Below are 15,099 nucleotides of genomic sequence, written 5' to 3'. Positions count from 1 at the left end.
AAACTGTTTCGTTCGTTTCGGCTCGCGTCTCAGCGAAGAAGGCGAACTATACGCCCCTACATCCACCCTGTCAACTACTTCCTCCTCTTATTTTTATCCAATACACCAAACCTCTGTTCTAATAAGATTTATTTTTACCGCTCTCGCCTCGGTTATTGGTCTTCTTTCAGTCATTTAACTCAATCCCTTACTTCTTATGACTCTTATCTTGCTTCATTTGCGTTGGTGAGATGATTTGTAATATTTGCTGACGCTTTTCTTGGCTTAATTTGGTCAAATTTAATGTCTGCTTGGCGAGTACACCATATATCTCCTGCTCTGTTGTGTTTAATGCCTGCCAATGTTTTGCGATTGTGGTGCTATCGCCACGTTTTATTGGCCCTGTAAGGGCTTCTTCCGGAACCATTGTTTGTAGTTGGTTTAGATTTTGCTGCATGAGCTGATTTACTAGTCGTTCAGCCAGGCTTTTCTGTATAGACAAAGAAGTAAGTATATTACGTGCATATGCATTTAAGGTAACTAGAAAATTGGCACTGGCTGATAGTGCGGTGTGATAGCGGCTTTTCTGGTTTGCATCAATAATAAAGCTATTTAATTTTGCAGCCTGAGCCAGTTGTTGCAGTATAGGTAAAGCAACTTTATCGCCTTCTATGGCGCACATGTGTCCGGCTAATTGATTTAAGGCTATTTCGATTGAGGCAAAAGGAAATACCGGATGCAGGGAGCCTGCCAGCACTTTATTTTGGTTTGATTTTAATATTTTGCTGTCTAATGCACCGCTTAGGTGAATAACTAATGAATTGGGTGTTAGGCAATGATTTTGTTGAATTTGCCAGCTTATTTTTTCGATAGCCTGATCGCTGACACCTATAACATAAATATCAGCTGGCGGTAGATTGCTCAATTCTTGGCATAGTTGAACAGAAGGTATATGGTTTTTAAGATTTTGCGCTGTAGTGAAGCTGCGGTTCCATGCTGCCTGTATATTTATTTGCTTGCTCTGATGCCAGATGATGGCGAGGCTGGAGGCTACTTTACCGGTACCAATGATATTTACACGCAGTTGGGATGACATATTGAGTTGTGGTTGGATGGTGGGGATATTGGTCATTATGGGTTTTATAGGGTTGATTAGGTAATTATTTTGCTGAAGGATATGAGTTGTAATTGAAGCCGCTTAACCAAAACGGTACACTTCGGTACTTACTCTTTATTCTAATCATAATTTTTTGGGCAAACACGTTAATGAAACCAGCTTTTAATGTGAAATCCGCGCGTCTAGATACTTTGTCGGTACAGTTGCTGACGGATGACCTGACTTTGATTAACCATGAATTAAAGCAACGTGCAGAGCGTTTTGGTAATTTGCGTAATATGCCTTTTACACTTGATCTGCACAATCTTACCAATCCGGAAACATTGGACTTGGCTAAAATTGTGGCACTGTTTTCACGTTATCATTTGCGTATTATTGCTATCCGTCATTCTGATGCAGCCTGGGTCAGCTTAGCCAAACAACATAATATAGCTTTCAGTATTTTACCGGAAGAACAGGCTAACAGTAGGGTTAAAGCTGTGGCTGATGCGCTGGTTCAGCCGTCTGCCGATGTTAATGACAAAATAAATTCTTCAGTTGCTGCAAGTGCTCTGCCTACGTTGGTAATTGATCGCACCATAAGAACAGGTCAGCAAGTATATGCGGAAAAATCAGATTTGATTGTTCTGGGTTTGGTCAGTGAAGGGGCGGAAATCATTGCTGATGGCAATATTCATATTTATGGTCCTTTACGCGGACGAGCTCTGGCCGGTGCGGCAGGGAATAAGGAAACACGTATTTTTGCTCAGTCTATGCAAGCTGAGCTGGTATCTGTGGCCGGTATTTATCGTATTTTTGACCAGCAGTTGCCGGCGCATCTGGATCGCCATCCGGTACAGATTTTCTTGCAAAATGACCGGCTGGTACTCAGTGCGATTCAGGCGCATTAGTTAATTCAGGGACACGCATCGGTGTGTGGCTGATTTGTGAATGTTTTGTAGATTCGTTTATATAACAAAAGGAATTTAATTGTGGCAAAGATTATTGTGGTGACGTCAGGTAAGGGCGGCGTGGGTAAAACCACGACCAGTGCCAGTATTGCAACTGGTCTGGCTTTAGCCGGCCATAAAACTGCGGTAATTGATTTTGATGTGGGTTTGCGTAATCTGGATTTGATTATGGGTTGTGAGCGCCGAGTGGTTTATGACCTAATTAATGTTATTCAGGATGAAGCTACGCTGAATCAGGCACTAATCAAGGATAAACACTGTGATAATCTTTATGTGTTACCTGCTTCGCAAACTCGTGATAAGGATGCACTGACCCGTGATGGGGTGGAAAAGGTGCTGAAGGATTTAACAACGAAGATGGGTTTCGAATATGTGGTTTGTGACTCACCGGCAGGCATTGAGCAGGGTGCGTTGATGGCCTTGTATTTTGCGGATGAGGCAATTGTTACCACTAACCCAGAAATTTCCAGTGTGCGTGATTCTGACCGTATTCTGGGTATTTTGTCGAGCAAATCCAGACGAGCTGAAACCAACAGTGAACCGGTAAAAGAACATTTGCTGATTACGCGCTATTCACCTGAACGTGTAGACAAAGGTGAGATGCTGTCTGTACAAGATATTCAGGATATTTTACGTATTCCGCTGATTGGTGTGATTCCAGAATCCCAGAACGTATTGCAGGCTTCTAATTCTGGCACGCCGGTAATTTTGCAGGAAAATTCGGTAGTGGCGGAAGCTTATAAAGATGTTGTTGCGCGCCTGCTGGGTGAAGACCGTCCAATCCGCTTTGTGGATGCTGAGAAAAAAGGCTTTCTCAAGCGTCTGTTCGGAGGTTAAGACATGTCTATAATGGATTTTCTTTTTGGCAAAAAGCAGCAATCCGCTCAGACAGCGCGTGACCGTTTGCAGATTATTATTGCGCAGGAACGCGCTACTCAGACTCCGGATTATTTGCCTACGCTGCAAAAGGAACTGTTGCAAGTACTTTCAAAGTATGTCCATGTTTCTTTAGACGATATTCATATTTCTCAAGAAAAGAAAGATGGTATGGATGTCTTGGCACTTAATATTACTTTACCGGAAACAGGAAAGAAAAAGGCCAGTGAATGACGCTGACTGAATTGCGCTATATTGTGGCTGTTGCTCAGGAAAAACATTTTGGGCGTGCTGCCCAGCGATGTTTTGTTAGCCAGCCTACTTTATCTATTGCAATTAAGAAGCTGGAAGAAGAGCTGGGGCTGACTTTATTTGACCGCAGCAGTAATGAGGTAATGACAACTGATGCTGGTCAGCGCATTGTGCTTCAGGCTCGCCGTGTGCTTGAGGAGGCTGACCGCATTAAGTTGATGGCCAATCAGGAGCAAAGTGAGCTTGAAGGAATTTTCAAACTAGGGCTGATATTCACTATTGCTCCCTATTTGCTTCCAAAGCTGATTTTATCTCTACGTCAGCTGGCGCCAGAAATGCCTTTACAGCTGGATGAAAATTATACGGATGTTTTAAAAGAATCGCTTAAGCGAGGCGATCTGGATGCGATTGTTGTTGCAGAACCGTTTCAGGAAAACGGTTTGCAAACGATACCGCTTTATGATGAACCTTTTTTTGTTATTGTGCCTAAGGGTCATGCATTTGAGCATTTGGACGAGGTAACGCCGAAACAGCTGGGTGAAGAACGGGTGTTGCTGCTGACTGAGGGTAACTGTATGCGTGATAATGTGCTGGATAGTTGTCAGGAACTGGCTTCGCGCCAGAAAATTCTGGGCCTATCGAACAGTATTCAGGGCAGCTCTATTAATACCATCCGGCATATGGTGGCCAGCGGTTTGGGTATCAGTGTGATGCCAGCGACTGCTTTAACGGATAATGATCATTTATTATTCAGCATTATTCCTTTTTCAAAACCGACACCTGAGCGAAGAGTGGTACTGGCTTCGCGTCGTAATTTTGTCCGGCCTAAGGCTTTACGTATTATCAAATCAGCTATCTTGTCTTCGCAGTTAACCGGCGTGAAGTTTATCCATGATGTGGATTAATATCTCGCTTTTCTGAAAAACGTCTGTGTCTAAGCAGGCGTTTTTTCATTAGTCAGTTTGATTATCAGTCTTTTTCAAAATGGATAATTTGGTCTATAGCTATGGTTTGTTTTAGCAGATAAACCTGAAGCGTTTGAATGAGACATTTAGATTTTAAAGGAATTTTGCATGATTGCTTTAATACAACGCGTTAAGCAAGCTAATGTGGAAGTAAATGGCGAAACAGTTGGTCAGATAAAACAGGGATTACTGATTTTATTAGGTGTTGAACAGGGAGACGATACACAAAAGGCTGAACATCTTTGCGATAAGGTACTTGGTTACCGTGTTTTCAGTGATCAGGATAATAAAATGAATCTGAATGTTAGACAGATAGGCGGGCAAGTATTGGTGGTATCACAATTTACACTGGCTGCAGACACTAAAAAAGGCACCAGACCTAGCTTTACTAGAGGTGCTGCGCCGGCTGCAGCGGAACGCTTGTATGATTATTTCGTTGAATTGTGTCAAAGGCAGATTTCCACTGAAACCGGTATTTTTGCAGCCAATATGCAGGTATCTTTGGTAAATGATGGACCGGTAACTTTCTGGCTTCAGGTTTGATAATTTTCTACGATTGTTTTTGCTATTTTGTAATCAGTGATATTTAATACCGGTTTAATTCCTGCCTGAGTACGCGGATATTGGCCTGCCTATCATTAACATTCTGCTGCCAACGCTGAATCTGAACGGCGATACCTTGTTTTTGCGCTTGACGCAGTTGCTGTTGTGCAGCAGCCAGTGCCCGCTGTTCACTGACGATATCACGTTGTACAAGCTGTTTCGGTGTTGGCTTGGGTACGATGATTATTTTGGCTGGGACGGTAGGTTGTGTATTCTTGATTTTAGGTGATGCTTCTGACTTCGGCATTTGCTGACGCAGTAGAATGCCGATTTTAGGAGCTGGAGGGGTTTTCATTAGGTCGCCATCACGTCCGAATTCAGCGCTGTACCATAACCGCTGTAACTGTTCTAAACCAGGTGCATTCTGATTTTCTAATGAATATTTTTTTAAATTGTCACCATCGGTAGGCGGATGTTTGGCTATCTGGCAGTGCACGTCTAAAGGTTTAGTTGTGTAACTGACATGGTTATTGGCCAATGGACATGCATACCATGTCACTTGTGTCGGTTCGCTAGCGGTAACATTGGCAGTTGAATTATCTTCAGCCCAAGCTAGATTTAAATATGTTGACAATAGTATGCCGATACTGAGATGGAGGCTGAGTTTGAACTTGTTTTGCATGGCTAAGGCTCATTGCGTCTAATCTGAATCAAACACCCTAAACAAGTTTGTATCACATTTATTCTGCTTTTGGTATTTAATTCCAAATTATACCTGTATGGTATCTGGATATAATTTTGTAACAAATTATTGATGTATCTTTGCTTCCTTTAATTTTATTATACCAAAAACATAATTATCATGTTTCTTGTTGCGGTGGAATCTGGTACTTTCTATTGTTTGATAATGTATTTGAGTAGCGGTTTTTAATGTTGGGCGCAAAAACAGCCTTGCAGATGATCATTAACTAGTCCCATTGATTGCATAAATGCATAACAAGTGGTGGGACCGACAAAACTAAAACCGCGTTTTTTCAGCGCTTTTGACATGGCCGTACTTATTTTTGTCTGAGTCGGCACTTCGGATAAATGCGAATAATGATTGATAATCGGCTGATGATTGACAAACGACCAGATAAAATTAGCAAAATCTTCTCCCTGTTCTTGCATGGAAAGATAGGCATGCGCATTATGGATAATTGCCTGTAATTTGCCCGGATGGCGTATCAGTCCCGGATTTCGGAGTAATGGCTCAATATCATTGATGGTTATAATTTTTTGCGGATTGAAATCATAAAAGCAACGCCGGTATTCAGCACGTTTTTTTAATACCGTTATCCATGATAGTCCGGCCTGCTGGCCTTCTAGACAGATTTTTTCAAACAATTTCTGGCCGTCTTTCTGCACATGCCCCCATTCATTATCATGGTACTGCTGATATAGTGGATCAGCGTTGACCCATTCACATCTTGTTATTTGTTTTTGCATTTTATGTTTGGCACTGGATTGAAGGAATTAATCTGTCTGAACATTTATGATATTTAGTTTAAGTATGTCTGAATGAGTGTAGCAATCCCTAATAGACAGAACAAGACGCAGGCACCTATGCGGATGCGGTTTAAGGGCAAACGTTGCATGAGCCAATTACCAAAAAATATCACTGGAACATTTGCCAACAATAAGCCTGCTGTACTGCCCATAACTACAGAAAATAAATCCCGATACTGCGCTGCCAGCAATATGGTAGCAATTTGGGTTTTATCCCCTACTTCAGCCAGAAAAAACAAAACAGATGTAGCCACAAACGGCCCGTAGCGCATGAATCGGGTATCTACACCATCATCCTTATCTGGTTTTAATAGCCACAATCCCACGACTAAGAAACTGATACCGACTACCCAGCCCATTAACTGCGGGGTAAAAAATCGTGCGACTTCTACGCCAAACCATGCTGAAACAACGTGATTAAGTAATGTGGCACATAACATACCAGCAATAATGGCATATTTACGCGCAAAGCGGGTAGCCAAAAATAATGTCAGTAATTGAGTTTTATCGCCAATCTCAGCCAGTGCAACGGGAACAACGGAAGAAAGAAAAGCATGAATCATTATGAGATACCGTAGGCGGGCATAGACAAAAGACACGATAAAACGCCCGCCATTGCAGTTTTATCCTGTCTCAAGTCTCGTTAATCCACCATCTGGTTAGACGTTACGACCATACAGCAAATGCTGCAAATATGTTGATCGTAACCACAGGTATTGGAGATATTACCTGTGAAACTACTCCCTTAAGGCACTGCATCATAACCGAATCCGGACGATATTAACAAGCGAATTTCTGAATTGACGCATTAAATTTGATTTTAAACAATAAAACAGGCTGCCAAACCTTTTGGCAGCCTGCTGCTGTGAAGATAACAGATTAATAGTAACCCAAAACTTTCCACCAAACTCCGCCAATTACAACGAAGATAGCAAGTTCAATCACGCTCATGATGAAACCAATTTTCCACCATTCACCTAGGGTCACAAAGCCGGAACCGAATACTACAGGTGAGGTACCGGTAGCGTAATGAGTTAGGGTCATCATAATGCTGGAAGCAGCAGCCATCATCAGCGCAAACAGCATGGGCGGCGCACCCAATGCCAGACCGGCTGAGTAAAAGGCGGCAAACATAGCGGTAATATGAGCCGTGGTGCTGGCAAACATATAATGTGCATACATATACGCCAGTAATAATAGTGTACAGGCACCCATCCAGCCCATACCCAGACTACCAATACTGCTTTCCAGTACGCCGGAGAACCATGTAATCAGTCCCAGTTTATTCAGGAACGTTGCCATCATTACCAATGCAGCAAACCAAGTGATGGTATCCCACGCACTTTTTTCTTTCAGGATGTCATCCCAGCTCAATACGCCGGTTAAAAGAAGAAGCGACAAACCGATAAACGCGGTGGTGGTCGGATCTACTGCAAAGGATTTACCGAACAGCATGGCCGGAATACCTGCCCACAGAATCAGCAATACCGCAAAAATACCCAGCATGATTTTTTCATCACGTGTCATCGGGCCCTGTTCTTTCAAACGCTCTTTGGCAAAAGCCACTGCATTCGGAGTGTGCTTGATTTCAGGCGGATACAACCAGTAGATAATCAGCGGCATCAAGAACATCGCTACTAAACCGGGTACCAGCATGGCCAGCGCCCAAGTACCCCAAGAAAGATGAATATCGCTGTTGGTGGCTTTGGCTACCAGATCCACAATCAAAGGATTGGGTGCTGTAGCGGTAATAAACATAATTGAACTGATGGGATTAGCGTGGTAATTTACCAATGCCAGAAATTTACCCATGCGTTTTTCGGTGCCCTTTTCGGGGTCTGAATCATAGCTGGATGCTATAGATTTCATGATTGGGTGAATGATACCGCCACCACGGGCTGTATTACTGGGGGTTACTGGAGCCAATAATAGTTCCACCACTGCCAGACTATAGGCCACACCCAGGGTACGTTTACCCCACAAGCCGATAAACAGGTAGCCGACACGAGCGCCCAAACCAGTTTTCAGCAAACCACGAGAAATCATGATTGCTACGCCAATCAGCCAGATAAGTGGATTACCAAAGCTGCTTAAAGCATCATTCATAGCTTTGCTGGGTGTGTCTGCAGTAACACCGGTTACGGCTACCAGCATAATAGCAATGATAGACAGCGCACCAATGGGCATAGCTTTGCCGATAATAGCTGCAATCACACCAACAAACATAGCCAGCAAATGCCAAGCTTGAGGAGAAACCCCTTCTGGTACCGGGATGGCAAACCAGACTATCAGGCCGATTAACAGCGCTACGGCAGCGGGAATGGGCTTGAACCCAATTTTGACAGGCATACAACTTACTCCTAATCATGAAGAAATAGATACAGCCAGACAGAAATCATTAATGTCTTGAGTGATTGTAAACTCATATTGAAAAACACCGTCTGACATAGCGCAAATTAGTATCAGACGGCATTGACAAAAGCAGGATGATTTTACTGTTTAAGCCTGAATGAATATAACATACAACCATGTAAGCAAACGCTATTGATATTAAAGCAGACATTAGGGGTGCAATAATTTGGATAAAATTTGCAAAACTATGCTTGAAATCGTATCAGGTATACCCATTTACGATTCATTAGCAATAGTATAACGGTGGTTTCATACTACCTATTTGCAACTGTAAAATAATGCTGCAAATCACGAAATTAAATAATTAGGAGATTTTAAATATGGCAAAAGTAATCGGTATTGATTTGGGTACGACCAACTCATGTGTTGCCATTTCAGAAGGTGGCCAGACAAAAGTAATTGAAAATGCGGAAGGTGCACGTACCACACCTTCTATTGTTGCTTATCTGGACGACAATGAAATTCTGGTTGGGGCACCTGCCAAACGTCAGGCAGTAACCAACCCTAAAAATACTATTTATGCAGTAAAACGTCTGATTGGACGTAAATTCGACGATGCTGAAGTACAGCGCGATATCAAATCCATGCCTTTCCAGATTGTTAAAGCCAATAACAACGATGCATGGGTGGAAGCACATGGTGAAAAACTGTCTCCTCCACAGGTTTCTGCTGAAGTACTGCGTAAAATGAAAAAAGCAGCCGAAGATTATCTCGGTGAAAAGGTTACTGAAGCTGTTATCACTGTGCCAGCCTATTTTAACGACAGTCAGCGTCAGGCTACCAAGGATGCCGGCCGTATTGCTGGTCTGGATGTAAAACGCATTATCAACGAACCTACAGCTGCTGCTTTGGCCTTTGGTATGGACAAAGGCGAAAAAGGCGATCGTAAAATTGCCGTTTACGACTTGGGTGGCGGTACTTTCGATATTTCTATTATTGAAATTGCCGAAATTGATGGCGACAAACAGTTTGAAGTATTGGCTACCAATGGCGATACCTTCCTTGGTGGTGAAGATTTCGATCAACGTCTGATTAACTACATCATCGATGAATTCAAAAAAGATCAAGGTATCGACCTGAAAAATGATGTAATGGCACTGCAACGTCTGAAAGAAGCCGCTGAAAAAGCCAAAATCGAACTTTCCAGTGGACAACAAACTGAAATCAACCTGCCTTACATCACCATGGATGCGACTGGCCCGAAACATCTGGCCATGAAAATCACCCGAGCCAAATTTGAAAGTCTGGTTGAAGATCTGATTACCCGTTCTATCGAACCTTGCCGTACTGCCATCAAGGATGCCGGTTTAAGTGTGAACGATATTAACGATGTGATTTTGGTAGGTGGTCAGAGCCGCATGCCAAAAGTACAGGAAGCTGTAAAAGATTTCTTTGGTAAAGAACCACGTCGCGACGTTAACCCTGATGAAGCAGTGGCTGTTGGTGCAGCCATTCAAGGGGCAGTACTGGCCGGTGACCGCAGTGACGTATTGCTGCTGGACGTAACCCCGCTGTCTTTGGGTATCGAAACCATGGGCGGTGTGATGACCAAGCTCATCAACAAAAACACCACTATTCCGACCAAAGCAACTCAGACATTCTCTACTGCTGAAGACAATCAAAGTGCTGTAACCATTCATGTATTGCAGGGTGAACGTGAACGTGCTTCTGCTAATAAGAGTCTGGGACAGTTTAATCTGGGTGACATTCCGCCGGCTCCACGCGGTGTACCACAAGTAGAAGTAACTTTCGATATCGATGCTAACGGTATTTTGCATGTTTCTGCCAAAGATAAAGGCACAGGTAAAGAAGCTAACATTACTATTCAAGCTTCATCTGGATTGAGCGAAGAAGAAATCGAACGCATGGTAAAAGATGCAGAGGCCAATGCAGAAGAAGACCGCAAACTGGCTGAACTGGTAAGCAGTCGCAATCAGGCCGAAGCTCTGATTCACTCCGTGCAGAAATCTTTGAGCGAATACGGTGATAAACTTGATGCAGCTGAAAAAGAAAAAATCGAAGCAGCCATTAAGGAAGCTGAAGAAGCTGTTAAAGGCGAAGACAAAGCTGCAATTGATGCTAAATCAGAAGCACTGGGTGCAGCCAGCCAGAAGCTGGGCGAAATGATGTATGCTCAGGCTCAGTCAGAAAGCCAACAGGCTGGAGCACAAGCTGATCAGGCTCAAAGCAAAGGTAACGATGATGTTGTTGATGCTGAATTTGAAGAAGTAAAAGATAAAGAGAAAAAAGACTAAGTTTTTCCTTTAAAATAAAACCCCGCTAACAAGCGGGGTTTTATTTTAGGCGCGTCAAGGAAGAGAAAGTCTTTTTACTGAGAATAATATTGCTCACAAGCTGAATTTGGATATTAAGAGGAGTATAAATAATTATGCAGGCATACGTTCTGGCTACTAACAAAATGTTGCTTTACTCTTCAGATTTTGGTTAACCTAGCAAATACCCTGTGTGATTGTAAAAAAAACAGACATGTCTGTGAAACGGCCGTTACAATAAGTACATTAATTATTGACTATAAATATATTTCTACCGGAGTAAAAGATGAACTTTTATATTTTGCTTATCCTGCTGGGCGTTTGCTGTGCCATTTTAACAGCCGGATTTTGCGGACGTTCTCAGCGCTGGGGACCGTGGACTATGCTGGCAGGCATCAGCTGTCTGCTGATTCTGATTATGTTGATGATTTATAAATTGTCCCGTGTTGTCGGTTTGTAACTTACTGGTGTTCAGTCCGTAAGATTCAGGCGAAAATTCAGGATAATAATTACATTTACCAAAAAACTGAAAATTAGGTATCTACATGCAAAACAAATTAAGCAAAATAACCTGTATTGAAGATTTGCGCAAAGTGGCCAAGCGCAAAGTACCGAAAATGTTTTACGACTACGCAGATACTGGTTCATGGACAGAAACTACCTATCATGCCAATACCACCGATTTTCAGCCGATTAAGCTGCGTCAGCGTGTACTAACTGATATGACCGGCCGTACACTGGAAACTACTATGGTAGGGCAAAAGGTGAAAATGCCGGTTGCAATCGCTCCTACTGGCCTGACTGGTATGCAGCATGCCGACGGAGAAATTCTGGCGGCGCGCGCTGCTGAAAAATTCGGGGTTCCATTCACTCTATCCACTATGTCCGTCTGCTCCATTGAAGATGTAGCAGAAAACACCAGCACTCCTTTCTGGTTTCAATTGTATGTAATGCGCGACCGCGAATTTATGCGCGACCTTATTCGCCGTGCTCAGGCTGCCAATTGCTCTGCTCTGGTAGTTACTGCTGATTTACAGGTAATGGGGCAGCGCCATAAAGACATTAAAAATGGCCTATCTACCCCCCCCAAACCCACCTTGCGCAACTGGATTAATCTGGCCACCAAACCGGAATGGTGTCTGGCTATGCTTAATACCCAACGCCGCACTTTCCGCAATATTGTTGGTCACTGCAAAGGCGTAGCTGACATGTCTTCACTGGCCTCATGGACAAGCGAACAATTCGATCCGCGTCTAAGCTGGAAAGACATTGAAGAAATCAAGAATTTATGGGGCGGTAAATTGATTATCAAGGGGATACTGGATGCTGAAGATGCTGAAATGGCGGTCAAATCCGGTGCTGATGCAATCGTGGTATCTAATCATGGCGGTCGCCAGCTAGATGGCGCTCCCTCTACCATTCACGCTTTACCCAATATCATCTCTGCCGTGGGCAACGACATCGAAGTATGGCTAGACAGTGGTATCCGTACAGGTCAGGATGTATTAAAGGCCATGGCTATGGGTGCCAAAGGTACACTGATCGGCCGTGCCTTTCTGTATGGCCTGGGTGCATATGGTGAGGACGGCGTAAGACGCGCTCTCGAAATCATCTACAACGAATTAGATACCACCATGGCTTTTACCGGCCACACCGATATCAAAAAAGTTAATACCGATATCCTGATACCCGGCACTTATCCTGTTGCCAGTTAATTCTGCTTAAATGAGCAAGTTTAAGGCTATTTGTCTATGACAAATAGCCTTTTCTGCTGTTACAGATAAATCAATCTACGTTTATCACCATTCTGCTGCCATACAAACAAGCAGCAACAGGTGACAAAGCCACAACAGGCGGCTATGCTTGCATTTTTATTGCTCTATAGGTTGTTATGAACATCACTGAGAAAATTGCTGCCGAACTAAATGTAGCTGCGGCACGAATTCAGGCTGCGATTGACCTACTGGATGATGGTGCCACTGTACCGTTTGTAGCCCGCTACCGCAAAGAGGCCACTGGAGGACTAGATGATACGCAATTGCGCACCCTTGCCGAACGCCTTCAGTACCTGCGCGAATTGCAGGAACGTAAGCAGACCGTCCTGTCCAGTATCGAAGAACAAGGCAAACTCACTGATGAGCTGCGGCAAAGTATTGCTGCAGTAGATAACAAAACCGCGCTGGAAGATATTTATCTGCCCTACAAACCCAAACGCCGTACCAAAGCACAAATTGCGCGAGAACACGGACTGGCACCACTGGCCGAAGCTCTGCTCAATCAGCCGCAGCTGAATCCAGAAACAGAGGCGCAAAACTATCTGAATGAAAATGTAGCCGATAGTAAAGCTGCGCTAGACGGTGCGCGTGCCATACTGATGGAGCAGTTTGCCGAAGATGCTACACTAATTGGCCACCTGCGCGATAAACTGTGGCGAGAAGGTGAAATCCACGCCATCGTACTCGAAGGACAGGAAAGCGCTGGCGAAAAATTCAAAGATTATTTTAATCACCGCGAACCGATACACAGCATGCCCAGCCACCGCGCACTAGCTATTTTACGGGGACGCAACGAAGGCATACTGGCACTAAACCTAAAATATCAACCGGACGATAAACCTGTCGGCGAACAAAGTATTTACGAACAGTTGATTGCCGACCAATTTGGTATCGCTGACAATGGGCGCCCTGCCGACCGTTGGCTGCGCGACACCGTACGCCTGAGCTGGCGCGCCAAAATCTTCCTATCGCTGGAATTGGACGCCCTCAACCGGCTAAAAGAAAATGCTGACCAGGCTGCCATCAGCGTATTTGCGCAAAACCTCAAGGATTTACTGCTGGCAGCTCCGGCAGGTCGCCTCACCACCATTGGCCTCGATCCCGGTATCCGTACTGGCGTTAAAGTCGCGGTAGTAGATGATACCGGCAAACTACTGGAAACTACCACTATCTATCCCCACCAGCCACGTAACGACTGGCAGGGTGCCCTCAACACACTGATGCATCTGGTTAAGCAGCATAACGTGCAGCTGATTGCCATCGGCAACGGCACCGCCAGCCGTGAAACAGACAAACTGGCTGGCGAACTGATTCGCGCCTTGCCCGAACGCAAGCTACAAAAAATTGTCGTCTCCGAAGCCGGGGCTTCTGTCTATTCCGCTTCTGCACTGGCTGCCAAAGAGTTTCCTGAGCTGGATGTTAGCCTGCGCGGTGCCGTTTCTATTGCCCGCCGTCTACAAGACCCACTAGCCGAATTGGTGAAAATTGACCCCAAATCCATCGGTGTGGGCCAGTATCAGCATGATGTGAATCAGACCCAGCTAGCCAGAAGTCTAGATGCCGTAGTTGAAGACTGTGTGAATGCCGTTGGCGTAGATGTAAATACCGCCTCAGTGGCTTTGCTGGCGCACATTTCTGGCCTCAACAGCACGCTGGCGCAGAATATTGTCACCTATCGCGACCAGAATGGCGCCTTTGCAAATCGTCGCACTCTGATGAACGTACCGCGTCTGGGCAGCAAAACTTTTGAACAGGCAGCCGGCTTTCTGAGAATTCAGGGTGGTGATGAACCACTTGACGCAAGCGCCGTGCACCCAGAAAGCTATCCTATCGTCGCCAAAATGCTCCAAACCACGCACCTGCGTGCCGAAGAACTCATTGGCAACCGCAGCGTCCTCAAAACCTTGAAACCGAGCGATTATATCGACAGCCACGTTGGTCTGCCGACCATCAACGATATTCTTGCTGAGCTAGAAAAACCTGGTCGCGACCCACGCGGCGAATTTCAGACTGCCACCTTTGCCGACGGTATTGAAGATATAACCGACCTAAAAAGCGGCATGATACTTGAAGGTGTAGTTAGCAACGTAGCTGCATTCGGTGCATTTGTTGATATCGGCGTTCATCAGGACGGTCTGATCCATGTTTCGGCACTGGCCAACCGCTATGTTGCCGACCCGCGTGACGTTGTGAAAGCCGGCGATGTGGTAAAAGTAAAAGTTGTCGAAGTCGATGTCGCACGTAAACGCATTGCTTTATCCATGCGCCTAAACGACGAAACCAAACCAGCAGCATCCAGAAGTGACCGCCCACGCAGACAACAAGACAAAACCGGGCATAACAGCGGCATCACAGATAATGCCATGGCCGCAGCATTTGCCCGCCTGAAACAATAGCTGGCGCACCCAT

The 15,099-nt window shown here is 44.6% G+C and carries 14 protein-coding genes; 9 read left to right on the top strand and 5 right to left on the bottom strand.

The window, feature by feature from the left end:
• Positions 1-187: 187 nt before the first annotated feature.
• Positions 188-1,111, bottom strand: a complete 924-nt coding sequence (locus tag ABU615_RS08350; RefSeq protein WP_370388819.1) for a Rossmann-like and DUF2520 domain-containing protein — start codon at positions 1,109-1,111, stop codon at positions 188-190.
• A gap of 134 nt (positions 1,112-1,245) precedes the next feature.
• Here ABU615_RS08350 and minC point away from each other — a divergent pair, with 134 nt between their 5' ends.
• From minC to dtd, 5 genes are all read left to right on the top strand, one after another.
• Positions 1,246-1,986, top strand: a complete 741-nt coding sequence (gene minC / locus ABU615_RS08345) for a septum site-determining protein MinC (protein ID WP_367489642.1) — start codon at positions 1,246-1,248, stop codon at positions 1,984-1,986.
• A gap of 81 nt (positions 1,987-2,067) precedes the next feature.
• Positions 2,068-2,883, top strand: a complete 816-nt coding sequence (gene minD / locus ABU615_RS08340) for a septum site-determining protein MinD (RefSeq protein ID WP_100140915.1) — start codon at positions 2,068-2,070, stop codon at positions 2,881-2,883.
• Positions 2,884-2,886: 3 nt separating this feature from the next.
• Entirely contained in the window at positions 2,887-3,156 is a 270-nt protein-coding gene (gene minE, locus ABU615_RS08335; RefSeq protein WP_100140914.1) for a cell division topological specificity factor MinE, read from the top strand.
• Positions 3,153-4,079, top strand: a complete 927-nt coding sequence (locus ABU615_RS08330) for a hydrogen peroxide-inducible genes activator (RefSeq protein ID WP_100140913.1) — start codon at positions 3,153-3,155, stop codon at positions 4,077-4,079. The genes minE and ABU615_RS08330 overlap by 4 nt, the downstream gene beginning before the upstream one ends.
• Before the next feature lie 168 nt (positions 4,080-4,247).
• The gene (gene dtd, locus ABU615_RS08325) at positions 4,248-4,682 is read left to right on the top strand and encodes a D-aminoacyl-tRNA deacylase (RefSeq protein WP_367489645.1); all 435 of its coding nucleotides are present in this window, start codon (positions 4,248-4,250) and stop codon (positions 4,680-4,682) included.
• A gap of 43 nt (positions 4,683-4,725) precedes the next feature.
• Here dtd and ABU615_RS08320 read toward each other — a convergent pair whose 3' ends face one another.
• The 4 genes from ABU615_RS08320 to ABU615_RS08305 all read right to left on the bottom strand — a co-directional run bounded on the left by ABU615_RS08320 (position 4,726) and on the right by ABU615_RS08305 (position 8,567).
• Positions 4,726-5,364, bottom strand: coding sequence for a hypothetical protein (locus ABU615_RS08320; protein WP_267391984.1), 639 nt, complete (start codon positions 5,362-5,364; stop codon positions 4,726-4,728).
• 245 nt (positions 5,365-5,609) lie between these two features.
• Positions 5,610-6,170, bottom strand: a complete 561-nt coding sequence (locus ABU615_RS08315) for a DNA-3-methyladenine glycosylase I (RefSeq protein ID WP_100140910.1) — start codon at positions 6,168-6,170, stop codon at positions 5,610-5,612.
• Positions 6,171-6,223: 53 nt separating this feature from the next.
• Positions 6,224-6,790, bottom strand: coding sequence for a TMEM165/GDT1 family protein (locus ABU615_RS08310; RefSeq protein WP_100156117.1), 567 nt, complete (start codon positions 6,788-6,790; stop codon positions 6,224-6,226).
• Positions 6,791-7,109: 319 nt separating this feature from the next.
• A complete protein-coding gene (locus ABU615_RS08305; RefSeq protein WP_267391989.1) occupies positions 7,110-8,567 on the bottom strand; it encodes a DASS family sodium-coupled anion symporter in 1,458 nt (485 codons plus the stop codon).
• Positions 8,568-8,962: 395 nt separating this feature from the next.
• On the opposite strand from ABU615_RS08305, the gene dnaK reads away from it, so the two are divergent.
• From dnaK to ABU615_RS08285, 4 genes are all read left to right on the top strand, one after another.
• Positions 8,963-10,897, top strand: a complete 1,935-nt coding sequence (gene dnaK / locus ABU615_RS08300) for a molecular chaperone DnaK (RefSeq protein ID WP_369608825.1) — start codon at positions 8,963-8,965, stop codon at positions 10,895-10,897.
• 304 nt (positions 10,898-11,201) lie between these two features.
• The gene (locus ABU615_RS08295) at positions 11,202-11,375 is read left to right on the top strand and encodes a hypothetical protein (protein WP_267409064.1); all 174 of its coding nucleotides are present in this window, start codon (positions 11,202-11,204) and stop codon (positions 11,373-11,375) included.
• 85 nt (positions 11,376-11,460) lie between these two features.
• Positions 11,461-12,630 (top strand): L-lactate dehydrogenase, encoded by a 1,170-nt coding sequence (locus ABU615_RS08290; RefSeq protein ID WP_369608824.1) that lies wholly within the window; start codon positions 11,461-11,463, stop codon positions 12,628-12,630.
• Positions 12,631-12,806: 176 nt separating this feature from the next.
• On the top strand, positions 12,807-15,086 hold the full coding sequence (locus ABU615_RS08285) for a Tex family protein (RefSeq protein WP_370388818.1): 2,280 nt from the start codon (positions 12,807-12,809) through the stop codon (positions 15,084-15,086).
• Positions 15,087-15,099: the final 13 nt, after the last annotated feature.

Origin of the sequence: Snodgrassella alvi (genome assembly GCF_040741455.2) — a bacterium.
Lineage (GTDB): Bacteria > Pseudomonadota > Gammaproteobacteria > Burkholderiales > Neisseriaceae > Snodgrassella > Snodgrassella alvi_E.
The sequence above is the reverse complement of the archived record's forward strand: the minus strand, read 5'-3'. Positions and strand labels throughout refer to the sequence as shown.